The sequence below is a fragment of the Bacillus sp. SH7-1 genome, from assembly GCF_008042405.1.
In the GTDB taxonomy this organism is placed as follows: domain Bacteria; phylum Bacillota; class Bacilli; order Bacillales; family Bacillaceae_G; genus Bacillus_A; species Bacillus_A thuringiensis_N.
On record NZ_QNUD01000005.1, the window covers coordinates 127,509 to 153,672 of the forward strand.

Here is a 26,164-nt window from a genome sequence, read left to right on the forward strand (position 1 = left end):
TAACGAAAAACGTTGATAGAGAAGAGTAGCTTACAAAATCGCCATATAGGGAGAGAATGCCGTAGACTGAAAGCATTCTTATGGTAGACGGAAGTGAATTCACCTCTGGAGTTGACGCCAGGACCATGTATATGTAAAGGCGTTCCGGTCAGAATTGATCGTTATAACTAATGAGTGGGCAGACATGTTCTGTCAATTTAGGGTGGTACCGCGAATTTACCTCGTCCCTTTTTGGGAGCGAGGTTTTTTTATTTTTAAAATTAGGAGGGTTCCAAAATGGAAGCACGTTTAAAAGAGCTAAAGCAAAAAGCGTTAGAGCTTATTGAAGAAGCGAAAGAGCTAAAAGGCTTAAACGACGTACGCGTAGCGTATTTAGGAAAAAAAGGTCCAATTACAGAAGTATTACGCGGTATGGGAAAATTATCAGCAGAAGAGCGTCCACGTATGGGAGCATTAGTAAATGAAGTACGTGAAGCGATTCAAACGCGTCTAGAAGACAAAATTGGTAACTTAGAAAAAGCAGTAATTGAAGCGAAATTAGCTACTGAAACAATTGATGTTACACTGCCAGGTCGTCCTGTTGAAACAGGTTGTCACCATCCGTTAACAGCTGTTGTTGAACAAATTGAAGATGTATTCATCGGTATGGGTTATGAAGTAGCTGAAGGAACAGAAGTAGAAAAAGACTACTACAACTTCGAAGCACTAAACTTACCGAAAGATCACCCAGCACGTGACATGCAAGATACATTCTACATTACAGAAGAAACGTTACTACGTACACATACATCTTCTGTGCAAGCACGTACGATGGAAAATAATAAAGAAAAAGGCCCAATCAAAATTATTTGTCCTGGTAAAGTGTATCGCCGCGATGATGATGATGCGACGCATTCACATCAGTTCATGCAAATTGAAGGTCTTGTAATTGATAAAAACATTCGTATGAGTGACTTAAAAGGTACACTGCAAGTATTCGTGAAAAAGATGTTCGGTGAAGATCGTGAAATCCGTCTTCGTCCAAGTTTCTTCCCATTCACAGAGCCATCTGTAGAGATGGATATTTCTTGTATGATGTGTCATGGCAAAGGTTGCGGCACTTGTAAAGGGACTGGCTGGATTGAAATTCTAGGTGCAGGTATGGTTCACCCGAACGTACTTGAAATGGCTGGTTATGATTCAAAAGAATATCAAGGTTTCGCATTCGGTATGGGCGCAGAGCGTATCGCAATGTTGAAATACGGCGTAGATGACATTCGTCATTTCTATACAAATGATGTACGTTTCTTACAACAATTCAAACGAGCGTAAGGGAAGGAGAGGATAAATATGTTCGTATCATATCGTTGGTTACAAGAGTATGTAGATATTAAAGATGTAACAGCACAAGAACTAGCAGACAAAATCACGAAAAGTGGTATTGAAGTAGAAGGCGTTGAAGTATTAAATAAAGGTGTAAAAGGTGTTGTAGTTGGTCACGTATTAGAATGTGAAAAACACCCAGAAGCTGATAAATTAAGCAAATGCTTAATCGATATCGGTGAAGAAGAGCCAGTTCAAATTATTTGTGGAGCTGCTAATATTGCAAAAGGTTTAAAAGTACCAGTTGCAAAAGTTGGCGCTGTACTTCCTGGTAACTTCAAAATTAAAAAAGCAAAACTACGCGGTGAAGCTTCTCACGGTATGGTTTGTGCTCTTCAAGAGCTTGGTATTGATGGAAAGTTAGTTTCAAAAGAATATGCAGATGGTATCTTCATCTTCCCAAGCGACGCTGAAGTTGGTGCAGATGCACTTGAAATTTTAAACTTACATGATGAAGTACTTGAGCTCGGTTTAACACCAAACCGTGCAGATTGCTTAAACATGTTAGGTGTTGCGTACGAAGTAGCTGCTATTTATGGCCGCGAAGTAAAACTTCCAGCTATCGACTTACAAGAAACAGCAGAAAAAACTTCTGATTATATTTCTGTAAGTGTAGAAGCGAAAGAAGAAAACCCATTATATATTGCAAAAATGGTGAAGAACGTAAAAATTGGTCCATCACCAATGTGGATGCAAACTCGCCTTATGGCAGCTGGCATTCGTCCAATTAGCAACGTAGTTGATATTACAAACTACATTTTAATGGAATACGGTCAACCGCTACATGCATTCGATTACGATAAATTAGGTTCAAAAGAAATTGTTGTTCGTCTTGCAAAAGAAGGCGAAAAAATTGAAACGTTAGATGATCAAGAACGTACATTACAAAGCCACCACCTTGTAATTACAAACGGAACAAAAGCTTTAGCTGTTGCTGGTGTAATGGGCGGAGCGGATTCTGAAGTTACAAATGAGACAGTAAACGTTCTAATTGAGTCTGCATACTTTGCAGGTCAAACAGTACGTCGTACATCAAAAGACTTAGGTCTTCGTAGTGAATCAAGTGCACGTTTCGAAAAAGGAATCGACCCAACACGTACATTTGAAGCAATTCAACACGCAGCTGCTTTAATGGCAAAATACGCTGGCGGTGAAGCACTTGAAGGTGTAGTAGAAGCTGATAACTTACAAGTACAAGAGCGTACAGTATCTGTTACTGCTGAAAAAGTAAACCGTGTATTAGGTACAAATATTTCTGCAAGTGAAATGGGTACAATGTTCACAAACTTAAAATTCCCATTCACAGAAGTAGAAGGAACATTCCACGTGAATGTACCAGCACGTCGTCCTGATATTACAATTTCAGAAGACTTAGTAGAAGAAGTGGGCCGTCTATACGGTTATGATCACATTCCAGTTACATTACCTTCTGGAACGATGACTCGTGGTAAGTTAACATCAGCACAAACGAAACGTCGTAAAGTACGTCGCTTCTTAGAAGGTGCTGGCTTATATGAAGCAATCACGTATTCATTAACAAGCGCTGACAAAGCGAAACAATATATGGTTGAGCCAAACGAAAAAGCTCCTGTAAACCTTGCACTTCCAATGAGTGAAGAGCGTAGCCAACTTCGTTTAAGCTTAGTGCCACAATTGTTAGAAGCAGTTTCATACAATGTCGCTCGTAAAAACGACAGTGTTGCTTTATACGAAGTAGGTTCTATCTTCTTACCGACAGAAGCAGGAGAACTTCCGAAAGAAGAACAACATCTTGCAGGTGTGATGACAGGTCTTGCTCTTCACCATGCATGGCAAGGTGAGAAAAAAGTAGTAGACTTCTTCGTTGTGAAAGGTGTACTAGAAGGACTATTCGACGTACTTGGCGTTGCAAACCAAATCACATATGCACCAGCAAAACGTGAAGGTATGCACCCAGGTCGTACAGCTGACATCGTATTAGATGGCGAAGTAATTGGTTTCATCGGTCAATTGCATCCAGAAGCAGAAAAACAATTAGATGTGAAAAATACATTCGTATTCGAACTATCTCTTGTAAAAGTATTCGGTGCAGACGCAGAAGAAACTTACTACTCAGCGATTCCACGTTTCCCATCTATGACACGTGATATGGCTGTTGTCGTAACGAAAGAAACAAAAGCTGGCGAAATGAAGCAAGTTATTGCTGAAGCTGGTGGAGAACTTCTGAAAGACGTAACACTATTTGACTTGTACGAAGGTGAGAAAATGGAAGAAGGCAAGAAATCACTTGCATTCTCTATGACTTACTTCGATGCAGAACGTACGTTAACAGACGAAGAAGTAACAGAAGCACATAACCGTGTATTAACAACGGTAGAAGAGAAATTTGGTGCGGAGTTACGTAAGTAATAAGAAATTGCCGGATTTATTCCGGCAATTTTTTTATGGAGCGATTGTAAAAATCGTCGATATATTTTTAGGCGTCTTGCATCTTTCTCTCGAATGTAGTACATTAATTTTAGTTTAACAAAATGAAAGACGATGATAAGGAAAAGTAGTATATACTATAATCCAAAGCGAGTCAGGGACGGTGAGAGCCTGATGAGGAGGTATATGTGAAGAACACCTTGGAGTTGCTAACCGAAATTGAATCTTGTATTCAAGAGTAGACTTAGACGGGAATCCGGCCTGTTACAAACCGGGAAGTATGTATTACATACGAGTTAAAGTTGGTCTTTATGACAAATTGGGTGGTACCGCGAAGTTTAACCTTTCGTCCCTTTATGGATGAAAGGTTTTTTTGTATTCAAATATATCAGCAAAGGAGAATTTCACTATGGAAAACACATTAGTAAAAAGTCTGTATAGAGATACAGATAAATACGCAGGTCAAACAGTACAAGTATCAGGGTGGATTCGTAACTTACGTGATTCAAAAGCATTTGGTTTCATTGAATTAAACGACGGTAGCTTCTTCAAAAGCGTTCAAATCGTTTTCGATACAGAATTAGATAACTTCAAAGAAATTGCAAAACTTCCACTTAGCTCTTCAGTTAAAGTAGAAGGTAAAGTAATTGCAACGCCTGGAGCGAAGCAACCATTTGAAATTAAAGCAGAAAAAATTGATATCGAGGGCTTATCAGATTCTGATTACCCACTTCAAAAGAAGCGTCATACGTTTGAATACTTACGTACAATCGCTCACTTACGTCCAAGAACAAATGCATTCTCTGCAACGTTCCGCGTACGTTCTATCGCAGCATTTGCGATTCACCAATTCTTCCAAGAGCGTGGATTCGTACATGTTCACACACCTATCATCACTGGTAGTGATACAGAAGGTGCTGGCGAAATGTTCCGCGTAACAACGCAAGATTTAAACAACGTAGCAAAAGGTGAAGACGGAAAAGTTGATGAGTCAAAAGACTTCTTCGGAAAAGAAACAAACTTAACAGTAAGTGGACAGCTGAACGCTGAAGCTTATGCATTAGCATTCCGCGATGTATACACATTCGGACCTACATTCCGCGCAGAGAACTCAAACACAACTCGCCACGCTGCTGAGTTCTGGATGGTTGAGCCTGAGATTGCATTCGCTGAATTAGGTGACGTAATGAACCTTACAGAAGATATGCTGAAATATGCAATGAAATACGTATTAGAGCATGCACCAGAAGAAATGGAATTTTTCAACAGCTTCGTTGATAAAACAGTTCTTGAGCGCATGAACAACGTAATTAACTCTGACTTCGGCCGCATCACTTATACAGAAGCAATTAAAGTACTTCAAGAATCAGGTGCTGATTTCAAATACCCAGTAGAATGGGGAATTGACTTACAAACAGAGCACGAAAGATACTTATCAGAAGAAATCTTCAAACGCCCTGTATTCGTAACTGACTATCCGAAAGACATTAAAGCATTCTACATGCGCTTGAATGAAGACGGTAAAACAGTAGCTGCTACTGACCTTCTAGTTCCTGGCATCGGCGAATTAATTGGCGGAAGTCAACGTGAAGAAAGAATGGACGTTTTAGTAGACAGAATTAAAGAATTAGGTATGAATGAAGAGGACTACTGGTGGTACTTAGAACTTAGAAAATACGGCGGTACAAAACATGCTGGATTCGGTCTAGGTTTCGAGCGCTTCCTAATGTACATCACTGGTATGGCTAACATCCGTGACGTAATTCCATTCCCAAGAACTCCAGGTTCTTCTGAATTCTAAAATATAAAAAAAGCGAGAGGATTTCCTCTCGCTTTTTATTTTGCATATTGTATAGTTTACTCCCCCGTAGCAAAAAGTAACGCGAAGGGGTGAGTATAAAATGAGTAAAAAAGTGAAAAAAGATCATTCAAGATCGGGCCTAGGTTCTCCGGAAGTAGAAGGACAAGGAACGACGACACATGAAACGGGTTCTCATAAAGTACCTTCATCTAATAAGAAGCAGAAACGAAGCTAACATAAAAAAGGAGAGTCTTGGCGACTCTCCTTTTTTATATTACATCTTATTATCATGAATCTCTTTTGTAATTTTATCTACATCTTTTTCTAATCGATCTAAATAGAAAAACCACAGTAAACTCATGAACACGTAATAGATGGCCATAACGCCAAGATTATCAGATATATTTTCAAATGTAGATTTAGTAGTGAAAAAAGCTCCCCCAAATGGTAGAAATAGTGAGGTAAGAAAGTGGACCTACGAGGTGTATGAAAACATTTAGTACCTTTTTAACTTTTACAGCGTTCATATGAAAAACCTCCTTTTTCTAATCATACATTCAAGTTCCTCACAGAAGTGTTGTAGTTTTGCTGGATTATGTATTAACGAGCGAGCATCGTGTTTCCCGATAAATCTCCGAATCCGAAAGTTTAATAAGAAAGATCGGCCATAGCGCTCTATTAAATCGTTGAACGCTCGTTGTTCACTTAGTAGCTGAATGTTTTCCCTAATTTCAAACTGTCTTTCGTGTGGATTACCTAGTAAAATATTTAGAATCATTTGTATAAGTAGCAATGGGGATCTCCTCCTGTGTTAGAATAATCTGTATATTGTGATTATAACAAAACTATAAGGACAATAGTAGGATGAAACAAAAAACAGGAGTTTGTAGGCTCCTGTTTTTGTCGATACTATTTTAATAAGCGAAATGCCTTCTCTGTATTAGCAAAATGCAGTTTCACAAACTCAGGTAATCGTTCTTTACCAAGCTTTTGAATTAATTTAGCGGTAGCGATATCAACTTGTTTACCAGCACCCTTTGGAAGGGGCATACCAGCTTTTTTACTTAGTTCGTCAAATTGTTTCACGAATGAGTAACGAGCTAAAATGGAGGCAGCGGCTACTGCTAAATGGACACTTTCTCCTTTCGTCGCGAAGTAAACATTTTCACGTTGTACCAGCTTTTGTTTTGCTAAATATTTGTAGTATGTATCAGGTTGTGTGAATTGGTCGATTAAGACGCCTTCAGGTTTTGTAGGTGCAATTTTAGCTAATAAGTTTGTAATAGCTTTATTGTGTAGTAAAGCTTTTAACTTACCTTGGTTGTTTCCTTTATCAAATAGCTCGTTATATTTTTCGTTATGAAGGACAAGAGAGCTATAAGGAACAACGTGTAGAAGTTGTTTCGCAATGGCAGTAATTTGATCGTCATTTAAGTTTTTAGAGTCTTTTACACCAAGTTCTTTTAGTAGTGGAATTTGCTTCGCATCCACATATACAGCAACTACTGTCATCGGTCCGAAGAAATCACCAGTACCAACTTCATCAGACCCTACGATGGACATTGTACCGATGGAAGCAGGCGGTGCATAACGGTGTGAATCGACAGATTTTTTTACAGCTGTTTTCGGTGTTTGAGAGACAGTTTGCCAACGAGAAGCCTCTGCTTCAGCACGTCCGCCTTGGAACATTACTTTTCCAGATTTATACGCTGTAATTGTGCAAGATGGTACCTTTGCCATGAAGATTCCGCCTTGTGGAATTTTCGGGCTAAGCGAATGTTTATATTGTTGTTTCATGTCTTCAATTACTGTAGAATTTGTTTGAATTACGATAGAATTTGACATAATGGTCACCCCTTTTTTTATATTGTTATTTTTATCATATCGGATTGTTCTTTCTGTTTCCATATTATGAAGGTTCATGGTATGATAAACTTTAGGATTCTGTACGTGATTGGAGGCCGGTGAGTTGTCACAACAAAAGGGAAAGAAAAGTCGAATTAATGTAGAAATCTATGGTCAGCAATATTCAGTTGTTGGCGATGAAAGTACAAGTCATATCCGCATGGTAGCAGCGATTGTGGATGATAAAATGCGCGAACTCAATGCCAAGAATCCTTCGCTTGACACGAGTAGACTAGCGGTATTGACGGCGGTAAACGTCATACACGATTACATAAAATTAAAAGAAGAACATGAGAAATTGAAAGAAAGTATGACAAAAAAAGGAATGGAATAACATGATTGATATTATTATCATTTTACTGCTTGTTATGGGATTTTTCCTCGGCTTACGTAGAGGGTTTATTCTGCAACTTGTAAAGTTAACAAGCTTTATTATCGCATACCTTGTTGCATACTGGTACTGTAAAGATTTAGCGCCAGCACTTGCGAAATTTATTCCGTATCCATTTGATAAAAACGTATCAGTTCCAGAATGGATTGATGCAAATAATATTGAGACAGTATTTTATCAAGCGCTTGCGTTTATCATATTGTTTATTATTACAAAAATTGCACTTTCATTACTTGGTAATTTGTTAAATATGTTTGCAGAAATACCGGTTTTAAAGCAAGTAAATGCGTTTGCGGGGGCGATCCTCGGATTTTTAGAAGTATATATTATTTTGTTTGTCTTAATTATCATTGGAAACATTCTTCCGATTGAACAAGTACAAACACCATTACAAAAATCATCAATTAGCAAAATAATTGTAGACGATACACCGATTCTATCTGAAAAGGTGAAGGAACTATGGCAGACAGGTAGCAGAGTATAACTTCTCTTTTTTCGGAAAGAGGAGTTTTTTTCTATGAAAGAAAGGCGGGGTAATGATGAAAGTAAATAAAAAACAAGTTATTAAATTATTAGAGACAATCGGGCTTTTTATGGAACTAAAGGGCGCGAATCCATTTAAAATATCTGCATTTCGTAAAGCGGCAGCAGCATTAGAAAGTGATGATCGTAGTCTTTCTGAGATTGAAGATTTCACGAAGATTCCGGGCATTGGAAAAGGGACAGCAGCAGTTATTCAAGAATATATAGAATCGGGAACATCTGAAGTGTTACAAGAACTTGAACAAGAAGTGCCAAGTAGCTTATTACCGTTATTAAAATTGCCAGGTCTTGGTGGTAAGAAGGTAGCTAAGTTATATAAAGAACTTGGTGTTGTTGATATGGAATCGCTAAAAGCGGTTTGTGAGGAAAATAAAGTACAAGCTTTAGCAGGTTTCGGTAAGAAGACAGAAGAAAAAATATTAGAAGCAATCGATCAAGTAGGATCTCGTCCAGAGCGTTTACCAATTGCGATGGTATTGCCTATTGCCGGGGAAATAGAGGAGAAATTGTCGAATATTGCTGAAGTAATTCGTTTCTCTCGCGCTGGTAGTTTGCGCCGTGTTCGTGAAACAGTGAAAGATTTAGACTTTATTATTGCAACGACAGAACCAGCTGTAGTACGTGAGCATTTACTACAATTCGATAATATGATTGAAGTAATCGCGAGCGGAGATACGAAAGTTTCTGTTCGTCTTCAATATGAATATGATATTTCAATTGATTTCCGCTTAGTAAAACGAGAAGAGTTTATTACAACTCTTCACCATTTCACAGGATCAAAAGACCATAACGTAAAAATGCGTCAAATCGCAAAAGATAAAGGCGAGAAAATTAGTGAGTACGGTGTAGAGAACTTGGAAACAGGTGAAGTGAAAACATTTGAGACTGAAGAAGAATTCTTTGCTCATTTTGGTCTTCCATTTATCCCGCCAGAAGTGCGTGAAGATGGAAAAGAAATTGAATTAATTAAAGAGTATCCAAACTTAATTCAGTTTTCTGATATACAAGGTGATTTACATATGCATACAACATGGAGTGACGGTGCTTTTTCTATTGAAGAGATGGTACAAGCGTGCCGTGCTCGTGGATATAAGTTTATGGCGATTACTGATCACTCGCAATACTTGAAAGTAGCGAACGGTTTAACGAAAGAGCGCCTTCGTGAACAAGCGAAAGAAATTGAACGTATGAACGAAAAGTATCCAGACATTACAATTTTACGCGGGATTGAAATGGACATTTTACCGGATGCCTCGCTTGATTTTGATGATGAAGTATTAGCGGAATTAGATTATGTCATTGGAGCAATTCACTCTAGCTTCTCACAAGACCGTGAAACGATTATGAAACGTCTTCGTGCTGCGTTAGAGAATAAGCATGTCACAATGATTGCTCATCCGACAGGGCGTCTTCTTGGACGCCGTGAGGGTTATGATGTAGATACAGATTTATTAATTGAACTCGCAAAAGAAACAAATACAGTTTTAGAATTAAATGCGAATCCAAACCGTCTAGATTTAAGCGCAAAATTATTAAAACAAGCACAAGATGCTGGCGTAAAAGTAGCGATTAATACGGATGCTCATACACTTGAAATGTTAGAAGACATGGAAACAGGTGTAGCAGCAGCACGTAAAGGGTGGATTCAAAAAGATAACGTGATTAACACGTGGGATGTTGAACGTTTATTAGACTATATTAAACGTAATAAGTAACACAGGGGGGACCAGCAACATGTTAGAAAGAACGTTGCGTGTATTAGAATACAATAAAGTAAAAGAACAATTACTTGAACATACAGCCTCTTCACTTGGTCGTGACAAAGTGAAGAATTTAGTGCCGAGCACTGATTTTGAAGAAATTGTAGAAATGCAAGATACAACGGATGAAGCAGCGAAAGTTATTCGTTTAAAAGGTAGTGCACCATTAGGTGGCATTACGGATATTCGCTCCAATGTGAAGCGTGCAAAAATTGGAAGTATGTTAAGTCCAAATGAATTACTTGATATTGCGAATACGATGTATGGTAGTCGTAATATGAAACGTTTCATTGAAGATATGGTTGATAACGGTGTCGAGCTTCCGATTTTAGAAACTCACGTCGCTCAAATTGTATCTTTATATGATTTAGAAAAGAAAATTACAAATTGCATCGGTGATGGCGGTGAAGTAGTCGATAGCGCAAGTGATAAACTGCGTGGTATTCGTACTCAAATTCGTACTGCGGAAAGCCGTATTCGTGAAAAGTTAGAAAACATGACGCGTTCTTCAAACGCGCAAAAAATGCTGTCTGATTCGATTGTAACGATTCGTAACGAACGTTACGTAATCCCAGTAAAACAAGAATACCGCGGCGTATATGGCGGTATTGTTCATGATCAATCGGCTTCTGGACAAACGTTATTTATTGAACCACAAGTCATTGTAGAATTAAATAATGCACTGCAAGAAGCACGTGTGAAAGAAAAACAAGAAATCGAACGCATCTTATTGATGTTAACAGAAGAAGTGGCAGTAGAAGCGGATATCGTTTTATCTAACGTAGAAGTAGTTGCAAATCTTGATTTCATCTTTGCGAAAGCTTTTTATGCGAAGCGAATTAAAGCAACGAAACCAATCGTAAATAACGAGCGTTACATGGATTTAAGACAAGCACGCCATCCGCTTATTGATCCAGAAATTATCGTGCCAAATAACATTATGTTAGGGAAAGATTTCACGACAATTGTTATTACAGGACCGAATACAGGTGGTAAAACAGTTACGCTGAAAACAGTTGGTATTTGTGTGTTAATGGCGCAATCTGGACTTCACATTCCAGTAATGGATGAGTCAGAGATTTGTGTATTCAAAAATATCTTTGCTGATATCGGTGATGAGCAATCGATTGAACAAAGTTTAAGTACGTTCTCCTCACATATGGTGAACATTGTTGATATTTTAGAAAAAGCTGATTTTGAAAGCTTAGTTTTATTCGATGAATTAGGTGCTGGAACAGACCCGCAAGAAGGGGCTGCACTAGCCATTTCAATTTTAGATGAAGTATGTAATCGTGGTGCTCGCGTTGTTGCAACGACGCATTACCCAGAATTAAAAGCATACGGATATAATCGTGAGCAAGTTATTAATGCGAGCGTTGAGTTCGACGTGAACACGCTAAGCCCAACGTACAAATTACTAATCGGTGTACCAGGACGTAGTAATGCCTTTGAAATTTCGAAGCGACTTGGACTATCTGATCGCGTTATCGATCAAGCACGTAATCACATTAGTACAGATACGAATAAAATTGAAAATATGATTGTGAAGTTAGAGGAAAGCCAGAAGAACGCAGAACGTGACTGGAACGAAGCAGAAGCACTTCGCAAGGAATCTGAAAAACTGCATCGCGAATTACAACGCCAAATTGTTGAATTTAACGAAGATCGCGATGAACGATTGTTAAAAGCGCAAAAAGAAGGGGAAGAAAAAGTCGAAGCTGCAAAGAAAGAAGCAGAAGGCATTATTCAAGAACTTCGTCAATTGCGTAAAGCACAGCTTGCAAACGTGAAAGATCACGAGCTAATTGAAGCGAAGAGTCGTCTAGAAGGCGCAGCACCAGAGCTTGTGAAGAAACAAAAAGTAAACGTGAAAAACACTGCGCCGAAACAACAGTTGCGCGCAGGTGATGAAGTAAAAGTATTAACGTTTGGTCAAAAAGGTCAATTACTTGAAAGAGTAAGCGATACAGAGTGGAGCGTACAAATCGGTATTCTGAAGATGAAAGTAAAAGAATCTAATATGGAATACATTAACACGCCAAAGCAAACAGAGAAAAAAGCAGTTGCAACAGTAAAGGGTAGAGACTATCATGTTTCGCTAGAACTTGACCTTCGTGGTGAACGATTTGAAAATGCAATGGCGCGCGTCGAGAAATATTTAGACGATGCCCAGCTTGCAAGCTATCCTCGCGTATCAATCATTCACGGTAAAGGAACAGGAGCACTTCGCCAAGGTGTTCAAGATTACTTGAAGAAGCACCGCGGTGTGAAAACATTCCGTTACGGTGACATGGGCGAGGGAGGCCTAGGCGTAACAGTTGTCGAATTAAAATAGAAAACAACGAAACAAAGGGGAAACCATTATATGTTTATGGACAAACTTGCAAAAGTATTGTTAGCTTGTTGCGGAATATTTTTGGTGATTGGGGTTATTTATTTAGTTGTTTTTGCGAAGTAAACGAGCGTCAATCGTGGCATAATGATATTGCCATAGATTGACGCTTTTAATATATACGAAAAGGAATAAGCTATGAAAATCAACCAATACATAAGCGAAGCAAAATCTTGTTCAAGACGCGAAACAGATCGCATTATTAAAGCAGGGCGCGTAGCTATTAACGGTAAAAAATGTACGCACGGTGCAATCGTGAGTGATGGTGATGATGTAACGATTGATGGACAGGTTATTGCAAAAGAAGAGAAGAAAAAGGTGTATATCGCTTTTCATAAACCAGTCGGCATTACTTGTACAGCAGCCGATCATATTGAAGATAATATTATTGAATATATTAATTACCCTGAGCGTATCTTTCCTGTTGGACGATTAGATAAAGCATCAGAAGGACTTATTTTATTAACGAATGATGGCGGGATTGCGAATCAAATTTTACACGGAGATCATGAGCACGAGAAAGAATATGTTGTCACAGTCGATAAACCTTTTACAGATTGGTTTATTGATGAGATGTCCAGCGGCGTAAAGATTAAAGATGGCATGACGAAGCCGTGCAAAGTGACAAGAGTCGATCAATCAACATTTCGCATCGTTTTAACGCAAGGGATGAACAGGCAAATTCGTAGAATGAGTCGTGCTTTCGGATTTACTGTAACAAAGTTAAAGCGAGTACGCATTATGAATATAGAGCTAAATGATCTTGAAGTTGGAAAGTGGCGGAGCGTTACAGCTGAAGAGTTAGAAATTTTAATAGGGCAGTTATAGGGAGGGGAAATTTTCTCCCTATATTTTTGTCAGAAAAAATAAAACTATTGATTTTTTAAAAAATAGCCCATATAATAAAAAACAACAAGTTTCGACAAGATATTTTATAAAAGTAATGATGAGGACATGAGTTGTTTTCTACGATTCTCAGAGAGGGAAGCCTTAGGCTGTGAGCTTCCTAATACGAAAAGACAAGCTTACCACCTCTAAACTTCAAGAGTGAACTGCATGCATGATGCATTGTAATTCTTGGCGGATAAAACCGTTATCAATTTACACGAGCTATAAAATGAGCTTATTTCGTTATAAATTCATTTTATTAGAATAAGGGTGGAACCACGATTTCAACACTCGTCCCTTTGTTAGGGACGGGTGTTTTTTGCGTTCTTTTACGGGGAAGTATGCTTGAAAGAGGATATGTGACGGATTTTAGTTCAGAATATTTTGTTAATTTATAATTATTTAGGAGGTTAGTAAAAATGAAATCATCTTTAAAGTTTTCTGAGATGTTTGCAATAAGTTTAATGTTATTTGCACTATTTTTCGGTGCAGGTAATATGATTTTCCCACCAGCATTAGGACAAGGCGCTGGAACTGATGTATGGATTGCGTTGTTTGGTTTTATCGTAACAGGTGTTGGATTGCCGTTATTAGGAGTTATCGTTATAGCTCTAAAGGGAGATATTAATGAGCTAGCAGGACGTGTACACCCTGTATTCGCTCTAGTTTTTATCACTGCAATTTATTTATGTTTAGGCGTATTCGTAAGTGTGCCGCGTACAGGAACTGTTGCTTATGAAATGAGTGTTGCACCATTTTTACCAAGTGAGATAGCGGGTCAATCGTATCCACTTGTTATCTTTACACTTATTTTCTTTGCAGTCACTTTCTATTTAGCTTTAAATCCTTCGAAATTAGTGGGTCGTATTGGTAAAGTGCTAACTCCAATATTATTAGCTGTTATTGCACTTATCGTAGGTAAAGCACTTATCACACCAATTGGAGAATTTGGTGCACCGACAGAAGCGTATAGTGCTCCTCTTTTTAAAGGATTTATTGATGGATATTTAACTTTAGATGGACTTGCAGCACTGGTATTCGGAAATGTTGTAATTCATGCGTTAAAAGAAAAAGGCATTACAAATAAAAATAGTATTGCAAAAGTAACAATCTTTGCAGGATTTATTGCAGCGCTTGGTCTACTACTTGTGTATTTAGCACTTGCTTATCTTGGAGCTTCTAGTGTGTCACTTGGAATGGGAGCAAACGGAGGAATTATTTTAACAAATGTCGTGAATCATTTATTTGGTAGCTACGGAACTTTATTACTAGGGATCGCAATTACAGCAGCATGTTTAACAACTTCTGTAGGTATTGTTGCAGCTTGTGGTGATTACTTCTCTTCTTTATTACCAAAGCTTTCTTATCAAAAAGTCATTTTCATTTTCTGTGTATTAGCATTTATGGTAGCAAACCTTGGGTTAACTCAGTTAAATGCATTAGCATTACCAATCTTAATCGCAATTTATCCAATTGGAATCGTACTTATCATATTATCACTTGTTGAAAACTACGTTCGTCTTCCATTAGCGATGTATGTGGGCGGGATTGTAGGAGCATTTGCAATAAGTTTCTTTGATGGGTTACATAATGCAAACCTTCAAATTGCAGCGCTAGCACCTATTTTAGATAAGATTCCATTATATAGTGTAGGAATTGGTTGGTTAGTTCCAGGCATAATCGGTATAGGATTTGGTTATATAGTTTCTAAGTTTCAAAAGCAAGAAGTTGCTGTAGAAAAATAGAGAAAAGAGGCTTTCTATGAAAGAAAGCCTCTTTTTTTGTAGGAAAAGCCGCATATAGAGAGATTTAGATATTTAAAATTTTATACGTAATATAGTTGACAAAAAAATTATGAGTAGGCTAAGATTGACTTAGTTGTGGAAATATTGGAAGGAAAGTGAGGAGTGAAAGGTATAAAGTTTTCTATAACGATATCATTTTTGTAAATAGAGGTGATAGAGTAGGAAAATGGATAGTTTTATTTTTTTTGAGATTCATTGAGAATGATAATCAACAAAAGGGATAGGGACTTATGTTAAAATGTGAATCGCTCTTTATACGGAATAGAGAGGGATATTATTTTTAACATTAAGTGAGAATGATAATCAATAATATCTACAGTACATAAATAAATTACAATTAAATAATGGTAGAGGATTATTATTTTTTTCTTATAAATTGAGAATAATTATCATTTTCAAAAAAAGTATGGATGAAAGATAACCAAGGAGGAAGTAAGCCAAATGAGAAAGATTTCTGTATTACCCGCTTTTATTATAACGTTCGTATGTATGCTAGCTTTTCTTGTAATGCCATACGGGAATGCTTCAGCAAAACTAGCTGATGGTACTTACGATATTAGTTACGTAATTCAAAAAGCGGAAAATGATTCAGCTTCAATGGCAAATGACTATTTTGAAAAGCCAGCAAAATTAATAGTGAAAAACGGTGAGATGAGAGTACAAGTTCCGATGAATCATAGTGCTTGGATTACAGAATTTAAAGCACCAGAGAACGGGAATTTTGTTGATGCGAAAGTTGTTAGTAAAGATGAATCGGCAGATAAAAGAACAGTAGAGTTTAAAGTAGATGATTTATCCAAACCGGCAGCTGTAAAAATTCATGTTGTTGTACCAAATGCAAACTATGACCACCACTACACAATTCGTTTTGCTTTTGATGCAAATGTAAAAGCTGTAGCTGCTACAACAAAAAATAATGATCAAGCGAAAACAGATACACAAGTAAAAGAAGAGAAAACAAAAGTAGAGAGTAAGGAAACAGCTAAAGAAGCGAACAAAGAAACAAAAAATGAAAATGGAAAAGCTGAAAAAACAGATAACCCAAAAACAGGCGATGAAGCACGTATTGGATTGTTTGCAGCGTTAATTCTTATTTCAGGTGCTTTCTTAATTCGTAAAGTGAAGTTGAGTAAATAAATCTTTTGAAGGGTGATGAATATATGTTTAAACAATTTAAAATGATTATTGCCGTATTTGCTGTTTTATTTACGTTTATCGCAACACTAGGTTTACAAGATGCAAAGGCTGCTGCAAAACTAGCTGATGGAAAATATAATATTGCTTTTACTGTATGGAAAGGCGATAAAGATGAATCGTCTAGAATGAATAGTTATTTTGAAAGCCCAGCGACATTAACAGTTAAAAATGGAAAACAATATGTTTCATTTAAAGTGAAAGATAGTGCTTCTATTAAAAGTTTCCAAGTAGAAAAAGATGGTCAATTTGTAGAAACAACCGTGTTAAGTGAAAACAAAAAAGATAATACTAGAGTTGTAGAATTTGAAGTTGCTGACTTGTCAAAAAAACTAAATGGCAAGGTGAAAATTAATATTCCAATTATTAATTATAATGCTTCATATGATATTCGCTTTGTATTTGATGGAAACAGTATTAAATAATTTTCAAAAGGGAGAGTCGTTCCATTGAACAGGTATACAAAAATTATTGTTGCTATGTTTTTAGTGATATTTACATTCGTATCAACATTACAACCACTTGCAGTTCAAGCAACTACCAAGTTGGCTGACGGTGAATATTCAATTGGCTTCAAAGTTTTAAAAGATACATCAGATGAAGAATCGATGATGAATCAATATTCAGTAAGCCCAGGGACTTTAAAAGTGAAGGATGGGAAAAAGAAAGTATCCTTTACATTAACGAATAGTTCATGGATTACGAAGTTTGAAACAGAAAAAGCAGGTAAGCTAGTTGCGACAAATGTAATTAGTGAAGATAAAGAAAAAGATACAAGAGTAGTAGAATTTGATGTAGAAGATGTAGAGAAGGTATTAAATGCAAAAGTAAAAGTAGATATTGATTTTTTAAATTATCATCATGAGTACGACGTTCGTATTGCATTTGATCAAAATAGTATTACACCGATTCATGTGGAACAACCAAATGAAAAAGAGGACCCAGCAAATAAGCCAGATCCAAATGAAAAACTGGATCCAAGTCAGAAGCCCGACCAAAAGCCTGACTCAGATCAACAACCAAATTCTAACACAATTAAAGATGGAGAGTACAGCATTCCATTTAAAGTGTTAAAAGATCAAACAGATGAAGAATCTAAGATGAATACTTACATGGTAAATCCAGGAGTATTAAAAGTAGAAAACGGTAAGAAAAAAGCGGTTGTAACGTTAACAGATAATGCATCAATTAAAAATTTCCAAACGGAAAAAGATGGTTCATTTGTTGATGCAAAAGTAGTAAGTGAAGATAAAAAGAAAAATACAAGAGTAGTAGAATTCGAAGTAGACAATTTATCTAAAAAGATAAATACAAAAGTATTTATCGAAGTGGCATCAAGAAATTATAAACAAACGCATGAGTTACAACTTCAATTTGATCAAGAAAAGCTTGAGCCAATTAAGAATGAAGAAAAACAACCAGACGGTGATAAAAAGCCAGAAGTGGAAAAACCAGATGCTGAAACAATTAAAGACGGTGAATACAGAATCAATTTCAAAGCTTTAAAAGATCAAACAGAAGAAATTTCAATGATGAACACGTATACAAAGAGTCCAGGCGTGTTAAAGGTGAAAAAGGGTAAAAAATATGTATCATTCACATTAACGAATAGTGCATGGATTAGAAAGTTTGAATTTGAGAAAAATGGTTCGTTCGTTGATGCAAGTGTATTAAGTGAAGATAAAAAAGCTGATACACGAGTAGTGGAAGTAGAAGTAAACGACCTATCTAAAAAGTTAAATGCAAAAGTAAAAGTAGATATCGATTCAATGAATTATCACCATTTCTATGACATTCAATTTGCATTCGATAAAGATAGTATTAAACCATTAGACAACCAAGGCGGAAACGACAACCAAGGCGGAAACAACAACCAAGACTATAACAAAACAATTGATCCCAATGCTCTTAAAGACGGTGAATACAGTATCGGTTTTAAAGTGTTAAAAGATCAAACAGAAGAAATTTCAATGATGAACACATATACAAAGAATCCAGGTGTATTAAAAGTAAAAGATGGTAAGAAGTATGTATCGTTTACATTAACGAATAGTGCGTGGATTACGAAGTTTGAGTTTGAAAAGAATGGTGCGTTCGTCGATGCGAAAGTATTAGGTACAAATAAAGAGCAAGATACAAGAGTAGTAGAAGTGGAAGTAGCTGATTTATCGAAAAAGTTAAATGCAAAAGTGAAAGTGGATATTGATTCAATGAATTATCACCATTTCTATGATATTCAATTTGCATTTGATAAAGGAAGTATTAAATCTTTAGGTAATCAGGGTGGAAGTAACACCCAAGATGATAACAATAATCAAGGTGGAAGTAACACCCAAGATGGAAACAATAATCAAGGTGGAAGTAATAACCAAGATGGAACGAATAATCTAAATGAAAATCTAACAGTTGATCCGAAAAATTTAAAGAATGGTCAGTACGATATTGCTTTTAACGTGTTAAAAGATAAGACTGAAGAAATTTCAATGATGAATCAATATGTTGTAAGTCCAGCAAGGTTAACGGTGAAAGATGGTAAGAAGTATATTGCAATGACACTAAAAAATAGTGAATGGATTACAAAATTCCAAACGGAAAAGAATGGTGGATTTGCAGATGCAAAAGTAGTAAGTGAAGATAAGGCCACAAATACAAGAGTCGTAGAATTTGAAGCTAATGATTTATTTGCAAAATTAAATGCAAAGGTAAAAGTAGATATCGATTCAATGAACTACCATCACTTCTACGACGTACAAATTCAATTTGATACGACGAAGATTGGTGCTGTAGGAACGGTAAAAGAAGAGCCGAAGAATGAGCCGAAAAATCCGGTAATTACGCCGAAAGTAGATAATGTAAAAACAATTGCTACGCCTGATTTTAACCGAAATGCAGATGGTAAGAAGAAAAATGAAGCTACAAATAATGATGTGAAAAAAGAAAAAAACTCAAAAACGGCAGATACAGCACAACTTGGTTTATACATGGTGCTACTGCTAGGATCACTTGCTTTACTAGTTCGTAAATATAGAGCTGGTAGATTGTAATTTTTGGAGTCTTGATGCGTTTTCGGGCGCATCAAGACTTGTTTCATATTGTTTGGAAAGGAGTGGTGATTGAGAGTGAAGAAAATTGTAAGTGTGCTAATGGCTATCATTCTGTTAATGAGTATAGCTGGGTGCTCATCATCAAAAAAAGAAACACCGAAGCAGGTAAAGAGTGAGAGTAAAGAGCGAATTGTTGCAACGACAGTTGCTGTTACTGAAATTATGGATGCGTTAGAAGTAGATTTAGTTGGTGTTCCAACAAGTTCTAAAACTTTATCGAAGCGATATAAAGGTTTACCTGAAGTTGGGAATCCAATGAGTCCAGATATGGAAAAGGTAAAATCATTAAAGCCGTCAGAAGTGTTATCTGTGACAACACTTGAATATGAATTAAAGCCGGTTTTTGATGGCGTGGGCATGAAAGTAAACTTTTTAGATTTAACAAGCTTGAAAAATATGCAAAAATCCATTAGTGATTTAGGTAAGAAATATGGACGCGAAAAGCAGGCTGAAGAAGTTGTAACTAAGTTAGATAAAAAAGTCGCTAGCATTCGAAAAGAAGTAAAAGGAAAGAAAGAACCGACAGTACTTATTTTATTAGGTGTGCCGGGAAGTTATTTAGTAGCAACAGAGCATTCTTATATTGGAGATTTAGTGAAACAACTAGGTGGTAAAAATATTGTGCAAGGTGAAAAAGTAGAATATTTAGCTTCTAATACAGAGTATTTGAAGAAAGCTGATCCAGATATTATTTTACGAGCAGCTCATGGTATGCCTGATGAAGTTGTAAAAATGTTCGATAAAGAATTTAAAACGAATGACATTTGGAAGCATTTTGCAGCAGTTAAAAATAATCGTGTTTACGATTTAGAAGAGCGTTTATTTGGAACGACAGGAAATTTAGCAGCAATTGAAGCGTTAGATGAATTGAAAAAAATGATGTATCCGTGATGCATTTTAATATAAAGGAAGATTGGAATGAATAAAAAAACTTGGAGTTTCCTCATTGTTACTGCATTGCTTATCGTTATGACATCATTGTCAGCGATGAAAGGGAGTTTAGAAGTAGGTATTGTTGAGCTTGTACAAGGGATATTTACAGGTGGAAATGAAGATGTTGAAGTGATTAAAGATTTACGTTTTCCGCGTATTATTATTGCGTTATTCACTGGAGCGGCTCTTGCTGTTTCGGGTGTGCTTTTTCAAGCTGTTATGAAAAATCCACTTGCTGATGCTGGAGTGATTGGGATATCTTCAGGAGCAAGTTTTATGACACTTGTTATTATTACGTTATTCCCGCAATTCTTTTTCTGGACACCAGTATTCGCCTTTTTAGGTGGTGCGTTTGCATGTTATCTCGTTTATGCATTTTCATGGAAGTCAGGGTTAAGCCCACTTCGTATTATTTTAGTTGGTATAGCTATTAATGCGATGTTCACTGGATTAAATGAATCGTTCATTACGATTTGTGGATATTTCATTAAGAGTATTAAGCAAACGACGACTTCTAATATAACGATGAAGACGTGGGGCGATGTAGAAATAATGGTTACGTATGGAACAATTGGTCTTATTCTTGCACTGTTTGTAGGAGCTTGGTGTAACTTATTATCGCTACAAGATAAGACTGCGAAAAACTTAGGTCTGCACGTGACGAGAGTTCGTCTTATTATCTCTGCTATTGCAGTACTCTTAGCAGCAGTATCAACAGCGATTGCAGGTGTTATTGCTTTCGTAGGATTACTTGTTCCGCACATTTCAAGACAACTAGTCGGTTCAGATCATAAAGTATTAATTCCATTTTCTGCTCTTGCAGGAGCGTTATTAATTTTGACGGCGGATACGATTGGAAGGTTAATTGTGCCACCTAACGAAATTCCAGCAGCGACGATTATGGCAGTTATTGGTGGCCCATTCTTAATATTCTTGCTTAGAAAGAGTGATAAAGTTCATGGAAATTAAAAATGTAACCTTTTCGTATGATAATGTAACGGATCGATTAAAGTCGGTTAGTAGCGAAATAGAGATTGGTAAAATTACAACAATTATTGGTCCGAACGGTTGCGGGAAATCGACATTACTTGGCGTGATGTCAAGAAATCACGATCCTCGTAGCGGAGAGGTAATACTGGATGGGAAGGCAATTAGCCAATATAAACCGAAAGAGTTTGCTAGAAAGTTAGCCGTTGTCCATCAACAAAATGAAGCGCCGGCAGATATGACGGTAGAAAAATTAACAAGTTTTGGTCGTATGCCTCATAAAACTGTTTTTTCCTCGCAAACCGATGAAGATAGAGAAGCGATCGAAAGGGCTTTGGCATGTACGAATTTGCTAAGTAAACGTGATAAAGAGATTCATGCGTTATCTGGCGGAGAAAGACAACGTGTTTGGATTGCTATGACGTTAGCTCAGAAAACACCAATGCTCTTTTTAGATGAACCGACAACCTATTTAGATATTTATTATCAACTCGAAATCTTAGAGCTAGTAAAAGAGTTAAATGAAGTACATGGATTGACGATTGTTATGGTATTACACGATATTAATCAGGCGATTCGCTATAGTGATCATATCATTGTTATGAAAGACGGCGAAATTGTTACGAAAGGTAAGCCAAATGATGTTGTGACAGAAAGTATGATAAAGACGATATACGGTGTAGATGTCGTTGTAAAGCAAGATGAAGATACAGGGTTGTATATGGTCCCAATGGGTATTTAAATATGCGAACAATCCGTTTTGAGGTGATAATTTGAGTAGTAAAAAAGAAAGGAAGAAGAATTCTTTTTTTCAACGAATACTTACAGTTGTTTTTTTAGGTACCTTTTTCTATTCAGTATATGAATTAGGTGATATTTTCATGGATTACTATGAAAATCGTAAAGTAATGGCCGAAGCACAAAACATTTATGAAAAAAGTCCGATGGAAGAGCAATCACAAGACGGGGAAGTACGTAAACAGTTCAAGGCTCTGCAGCAAATTAACCAAGAAATAGTTGGATGGGTTACGATGGATGATACACAAATTAATTATCCAATCGTTCAAGCGAAAGACAATGATTACTATTTATTTCGTAATTATAAAGGTGAAGATATGAGAGCAGGAAGCATCTTTATGGACTATCGTAATGATGTGAAATCTCAAAATCGAAATACTATTTTATATGGTCATCGTATGAAAGATGGTTCTATGTTTGGAAGTTTAAAGAAAATGTTAGATGAAGAGTTTTTCATGTCGCATCGTAAATTATATTACGATACATTATTTGAAGGATATGATCTTGAAGTGTTCTCGGTGTATACAACAACAACTGATTTTTATTACATTGAAACGGATTTTAGCAGTGATACGGAATACACATCATTTTTGGAGAAAATTCAAGAAAAATCGCTGTACAAAACAGATGCAAAATTGACAGCAAGTGATCAAATCGTAACACTTTCGACGTGTGACTATGCACTCGATCCGGAAGCAGGAAGGTTAGTCGTGCATGCGAAGCTAGTAAAAAGACAGTAAATAAAAAAGTATAGAATATGAGAAGTGGTAACGCTTCTCATATTCTATACTTTAGAAAAGAAATATGTTTACTGTGCTGCAGCCAGTGGCATACGTACAACTTCAACATTGTAGTAAGTGATTTTATTATCAAGAATATAATCTGGCATCCCGCCTTGATGTGAGTGAGCATCTTTAAATGCTGAGCTCTTCGTCCAACCTTGGAAATCTTCTTTTGCATTCCAACGTGTGCTAATTGTTACTTCATCATAATCAACTGTATTTTGCGTTAAAAGAACTTCTAACCCTAAAAAGCCTGGCATCGTTTCAACTTGACCTACTTTATTAAAACGTTCAATTAATTTATGTCCATTTCCCTTTGTAATTTTTGCTGTATTTGTAACAATAATCATGTTTATTCCTCCTATAAATATTGCCTTTATTTTCGAGAACTCATATACATTAAATGATAATGAAAATCATTATCATTGTCAATGGTAAATGTAAAATAAATAAGTTTTTTTATTGTTTTAGACAGTAGGATTTCCATTTCAAAATGTAGTAAATACATGGTGGCTAAGCGAGAGAATGAGCGAGTTGTACTAGCAAAGCAATAATATGGTATAGTGAAACGAGGCTGTTTTTCAGTCTCGTTTTTGAAATGCTTCCTATAGAGAAAGCATGCAAATGGAAAGGAAGTTATTATATGCGATCAGAAGTAACTGTAAAAATAAAACCGAAATTTATAAAAGAAATTAAAAGTGGATATCCGCTTATTTTAAAAGATGCAATTCAAAATTTAAATGACGTCCGTGAAGAAGGGACAATCATCAAAGTAGTAGATGAGAAGAGCAACTTTGTCGGAAAAGGTTATTATGGAAAACAAAATAAAGGATACGGCTGGATTTTAACGAGAAAAGAGAGTGAACAAATTAATCAATCTTTCTTTGAAAGTAAAATAAAATCTGCCTTACATAAACGAAAACAATTTTACAAATCAAATGATACGACAGCATTCCGTGTTGTAAATGGCGAAGGTGATGGTCTTGGAGGCTTAATCATCGATTATTATGACGGTTATTATGTAGTAAGCTGGTATAGTGAGGGAATCTATACTTTCAGAGATGAGATTATAGCAGCTCTTCAAAAAGTAGCAAACTTTAAAGGGATTTATGAGAAAAAGCGTTTTGATACGAAAGGGAAATACATTGAAGGTGATGATTTCGTATCAGGAGAGCGCGGTGAGTTCCCGCTTATCGTAAAAGAAAATGGTGTGAACTTTGCGGTGTATTTAAACGACGGAGCGATGGTTGGTGTATTTTTAGATCAGCGTAACGTCCGAAAACAAATTCGTGATAAGTATGCAAAGGGAAGAACCGTGTTAAATATGTTCTCTTATACAGGTGCTTTCTCTGTATTTGCAGCGCTTGGCGGAGCGAGTAAAACGACGAGTGTGGACCTTGCAAATCGTAGTTTAAGTAAAACGATTGAGCAGTTTAGCGTCAATGAAGTTGATTATGAAGCACAAGATATTATTGTAGAAGATGTATTTCTTTACTTCAAATATGCAGCGAAGAAAAAAATGAAATTTGATATGGTCGTACTTGATCCTCCAAGCTTCGCTCGATCAAAAAAATATACATTTAGTGCAGCAAAAGATTATAAAAATTTATTAAAAGAAACAATTGCCATTACAGAAAATAACGGGATTATCGTTGCTTCTACAAATTGTAGTGCATTCGATATGAAAAAGTTTAAAGGCTTTATCGATACAGCCTTTAAAGAAATGAATGGTAAATATAAAATATTAGAAGAACATTCTTTACCAGAAGATTTCCGTACAATCGATCAATTTAAAGAAGGAGACTATTTAAAAGTAGTTTTCATCGAGAAAATTAAAGGGTAATAAAGAAAAAGGAGCTCGAGTTTACTTGAGCTCCTTTTCTTATTGAACGATATTTTGTACTCTACCGACTTGCCCATCCTGCAATCGCACTTTAATGCCATGCGGATGAGAAGGGGAGTTCGTTAAAATATCTTTTACAATGCCACGTGTTAATTTGCCAGTTCGTTGATCTTGTTTTAATACAATATCAACTTCAAGGCCGGGTGCGATATTAGAACGTTTTTGCCCGTTCATTTATACACCTGTACGTCTACGTTGGTTGTTTGTTTTCTTTGTTTGTTGGTTTTGCAATTTTTTTGTTTCTTGGCTTTGGTTTTTGGCGTTTTGACCATTACCGTTACCTTGCTTTTTCTTAGCAAGTTGTTCACGCATTAAATCAGCTAAGCTTACTTTTTTGTTTTCTGACATGATAAGTCTCCTTTATATAAAGTTAATTATGAACTATCGTAGTAAATTTCATCATATCATTGTTATGGAAGGAAGGGAAGTTGGTTTGAAAATTCATATAATTGTTTTCAGTCTGTAGTAGTTACGATACAATTGAGTAGTTAACGTTTGTAAAAAGGGGATAGACATATGTCACATCATATTTTATTAGTTGAAGATGATCTCTCAATTCAAGAGATGGTGGAAAAGTATTTAATAAAAGAGGGCTTTCAAGTTACAATCGCGTCTGATGGAGAGGAAGGGGTGCAAGCCTTTTTTAAATCACCTTTTGATTTAGTTATCCTTGATATCATGATGCCGAGGTTAGACGGATTAGAGGTTGTACGTATTATTCGCGAGAAGAGTGCAGTACCGATTTTAATGATGTCGGCAAAAGATACAGATGTTGATAAAGCTGTTGGATTAGGACTTGGAGCAGATGATTACATTTGTAAGCCATTTTCTATGATTGAATTGGCGGCGCGTGTAAAAGCTGGTATTCGGAGATCTACGAAATATTCGGCTACAGAAACAACAGAAAAGATGATTCAAATTGGCGATTTAACAATCGATCCAATTAATTTTACTGTGGAAAAAAACGGGAAGCCTCTCAAACTTACTTTAAAAGAATTTGAGATTCTAAAACTGTTTGTAAAGAATCAAAATCGTGTATTTACAAAAGCACAAATATATACGCTAGTTTGGAGCGAAGAGTATTACGGTGACGATAACGTTATTAATGTTCATATGAGAAGGTTGCGTGAGAAAATCGAAAGTGACCCATCTAATCCAGAATATATTAAAACGTTATGGGGCATCGGCTATAAGCTGGAAGTGATGTAAT

24 protein-coding genes, 1 pseudogene and 3 other annotated features are annotated in these 26,164 nt (G+C 36.4%); of the genes and pseudogenes, 19 read left to right on the forward strand and 6 right to left on the reverse strand.

Annotated features, from left to right (window positions below; translation table 11 throughout):
* The first annotated feature begins 3 nt into the window (after positions 1–3).
* Positions 4–232, forward strand: a binding site (T-box leader).
* A 44-nt stretch (positions 233–276) separates the two neighbouring features.
* From pheS to DN390_RS04005, 4 genes are all read left to right on the forward strand, one after another.
* On the forward strand, positions 277–1,311 hold the full coding sequence (pheS, locus tag DN390_RS03990) for a phenylalanine--tRNA ligase subunit alpha (protein WP_000388220.1): 1,035 nt from the start codon (positions 277–279) through the stop codon (positions 1,309–1,311).
* Between the two features lie 18 nt (positions 1,312–1,329).
* Positions 1,330–3,750: a phenylalanine--tRNA ligase subunit beta gene (gene pheT, locus DN390_RS03995; protein ID WP_097952018.1), complete on the forward strand. Its 2,421-nt coding sequence runs from the start codon at positions 1,330–1,332 to the stop codon at positions 3,748–3,750.
* A gap of 123 nt (positions 3,751–3,873) precedes the next feature.
* Positions 3,874–4,125: a binding site (T-box leader), on the forward strand.
* A gap of 52 nt (positions 4,126–4,177) precedes the next feature.
* Positions 4,178–5,569: an asparagine--tRNA ligase gene (gene asnS / locus DN390_RS04000; protein ID WP_147806654.1), complete on the forward strand. Its 1,392-nt coding sequence runs from the start codon at positions 4,178–4,180 to the stop codon at positions 5,567–5,569.
* A 100-nt stretch (positions 5,570–5,669) separates the two neighbouring features.
* On the forward strand, positions 5,670–5,804 hold the full coding sequence (locus DN390_RS04005; protein WP_000039588.1) for a YuzL family protein: 135 nt from the start codon (positions 5,670–5,672) through the stop codon (positions 5,802–5,804).
* A gap of 39 nt (positions 5,805–5,843) precedes the next feature.
* Here DN390_RS04005 and DN390_RS04010 read toward each other — a convergent pair.
* The 3 genes and pseudogenes from DN390_RS04010 to rnhC all read right to left on the reverse strand — a co-directional run bounded on the left by DN390_RS04010 (position 5,844) and on the right by rnhC (position 7,414).
* Positions 5,844–6,096: pseudogene (locus tag DN390_RS04010) on the reverse strand (hypothetical protein).
* Positions 6,093–6,362: a hypothetical protein gene (locus DN390_RS04015; protein WP_000924591.1), complete on the reverse strand. Its 270-nt coding sequence runs from the start codon at positions 6,360–6,362 to the stop codon at positions 6,093–6,095. The pseudogene DN390_RS04010 and the gene DN390_RS04015 overlap by 4 nt, the downstream one beginning before the upstream one ends.
* Positions 6,363–6,478: 116 nt before the next feature.
* A complete protein-coding gene (gene rnhC / locus DN390_RS04020) occupies positions 6,479–7,414 on the reverse strand; it encodes a ribonuclease HIII (RefSeq protein WP_147806655.1) in 936 nt (311 codons plus the stop codon).
* A 124-nt stretch (positions 7,415–7,538) separates the two neighbouring features.
* On the opposite strand from rnhC, the gene zapA reads away from it, so the two are divergent.
* The 13 genes from zapA (at position 7,539) to srtB (ending at position 23,009) form a co-directional block, all read left to right on the forward strand.
* The gene (gene zapA, locus DN390_RS04025) at positions 7,539–7,808 is read left to right on the forward strand and encodes a cell division protein ZapA (protein ID WP_000082701.1); all 270 of its coding nucleotides are present in this window, start codon (positions 7,539–7,541) and stop codon (positions 7,806–7,808) included.
* A 1-nt stretch (position 7,809) separates the two neighbouring features.
* Entirely contained in the window at positions 7,810–8,349 is a 540-nt protein-coding gene (locus DN390_RS04030) for a CvpA family protein (RefSeq protein WP_000565409.1), read from the forward strand.
* Positions 8,350–8,404: 55 nt separating this feature from the next.
* A complete protein-coding gene (gene polX, locus DN390_RS04035) occupies positions 8,405–10,123 on the forward strand; it encodes a DNA polymerase/3'-5' exonuclease PolX (RefSeq protein ID WP_147806656.1) in 1,719 nt (572 codons plus the stop codon).
* Positions 10,124–10,142: 19 nt separating this feature from the next.
* The gene (locus DN390_RS04040; RefSeq protein WP_147806657.1) at positions 10,143–12,503 is read left to right on the forward strand and encodes an endonuclease MutS2; all 2,361 of its coding nucleotides are present in this window, start codon (positions 10,143–10,145) and stop codon (positions 12,501–12,503) included.
* Between the two features lie 195 nt (positions 12,504–12,698).
* On the forward strand, positions 12,699–13,388 hold the full coding sequence (locus DN390_RS04045) for a 23S rRNA pseudouridine(2604) synthase RluF (protein ID WP_147806658.1): 690 nt from the start codon (positions 12,699–12,701) through the stop codon (positions 13,386–13,388).
* A gap of 106 nt (positions 13,389–13,494) precedes the next feature.
* Positions 13,495–13,750 (forward strand) — a binding site (T-box leader).
* A 117-nt stretch (positions 13,751–13,867) separates the two neighbouring features.
* Positions 13,868–15,193, forward strand: a complete 1,326-nt coding sequence (brnQ6, locus tag DN390_RS04050) for a branched-chain amino acid transport system II carrier protein BrnQ6 (protein WP_147806659.1) — start codon at positions 13,868–13,870, stop codon at positions 15,191–15,193.
* A gap of 501 nt (positions 15,194–15,694) precedes the next feature.
* Positions 15,695–16,390: a heme uptake protein IsdC gene (gene isdC / locus DN390_RS04055; RefSeq protein WP_147806660.1), complete on the forward strand. Its 696-nt coding sequence runs from the start codon at positions 15,695–15,697 to the stop codon at positions 16,388–16,390.
* Between the two features lie 23 nt (positions 16,391–16,413).
* Entirely contained in the window at positions 16,414–16,872 is a 459-nt protein-coding gene (locus tag DN390_RS04060) for an NEAT domain-containing protein (RefSeq protein ID WP_097952029.1), read from the forward strand.
* Between the two features lie 24 nt (positions 16,873–16,896).
* Positions 16,897–19,491: an NEAT domain-containing protein gene (locus DN390_RS04065; RefSeq protein ID WP_147806661.1), complete on the forward strand. Its 2,595-nt coding sequence runs from the start codon at positions 16,897–16,899 to the stop codon at positions 19,489–19,491.
* A 69-nt stretch (positions 19,492–19,560) separates the two neighbouring features.
* Entirely contained in the window at positions 19,561–20,442 is an 882-nt protein-coding gene (gene isdE, locus DN390_RS04070; protein ID WP_147806662.1) for a heme ABC transporter substrate-binding protein IsdE, read from the forward strand.
* Between the two features lie 27 nt (positions 20,443–20,469).
* A complete protein-coding gene (locus tag DN390_RS04075) occupies positions 20,470–21,453 on the forward strand; it encodes a FecCD family ABC transporter permease (RefSeq protein WP_001036835.1) in 984 nt (327 codons plus the stop codon).
* The gene (locus DN390_RS04080) at positions 21,443–22,213 is read left to right on the forward strand and encodes an ABC transporter ATP-binding protein (protein WP_097952032.1); all 771 of its coding nucleotides are present in this window, start codon (positions 21,443–21,445) and stop codon (positions 22,211–22,213) included. Before DN390_RS04075 ends, DN390_RS04080 begins: the two co-directional genes overlap by 11 nt.
* Before the next feature lie 31 nt (positions 22,214–22,244).
* Positions 22,245–23,009 carry a class B sortase gene (srtB, locus tag DN390_RS04085; protein WP_097952033.1) on the forward strand — a complete coding sequence of 255 codons (765 nt, stop codon included), beginning with the start codon at positions 22,245–22,247 and terminating at the stop codon, positions 23,007–23,009.
* 68 nt (positions 23,010–23,077) lie between these two features.
* On the opposite strand, the gene isdG is transcribed toward srtB, so the two are convergent.
* Positions 23,078–23,401: a heme oxygenase gene (gene isdG / locus DN390_RS04090; protein WP_147806663.1), complete on the reverse strand. Its 324-nt coding sequence runs from the start codon at positions 23,399–23,401 to the stop codon at positions 23,078–23,080.
* 293 nt (positions 23,402–23,694) lie between these two features.
* Here isdG and DN390_RS04095 point away from each other — a divergent pair, with 293 nt between their 5' ends.
* Positions 23,695–24,894: a class I SAM-dependent rRNA methyltransferase gene (locus tag DN390_RS04095; RefSeq protein ID WP_147806664.1), complete on the forward strand. Its 1,200-nt coding sequence runs from the start codon at positions 23,695–23,697 to the stop codon at positions 24,892–24,894.
* 39 nt (positions 24,895–24,933) lie between these two features.
* Here the strand turns inward: DN390_RS04095 and DN390_RS04100 are convergent, their stop codons facing one another.
* A complete protein-coding gene (locus DN390_RS04100; protein WP_001014310.1) occupies positions 24,934–25,128 on the reverse strand; it encodes a YwbE family protein in 195 nt (64 codons plus the stop codon).
* Positions 25,129–25,302 (reverse strand): hypothetical protein, encoded by a 174-nt coding sequence (locus DN390_RS30555; protein WP_001293578.1) that lies wholly within the window; start codon positions 25,300–25,302, stop codon positions 25,129–25,131.
* A gap of 168 nt (positions 25,303–25,470) precedes the next feature.
* Here DN390_RS30555 and DN390_RS04105 point away from each other — a divergent pair, with 168 nt between their 5' ends.
* Positions 25,471–26,163, forward strand: a complete 693-nt coding sequence (locus DN390_RS04105) for a response regulator transcription factor (protein ID WP_098265559.1) — start codon at positions 25,471–25,473, stop codon at positions 26,161–26,163.
* Position 26,164: the final 1 nt, after the last annotated feature.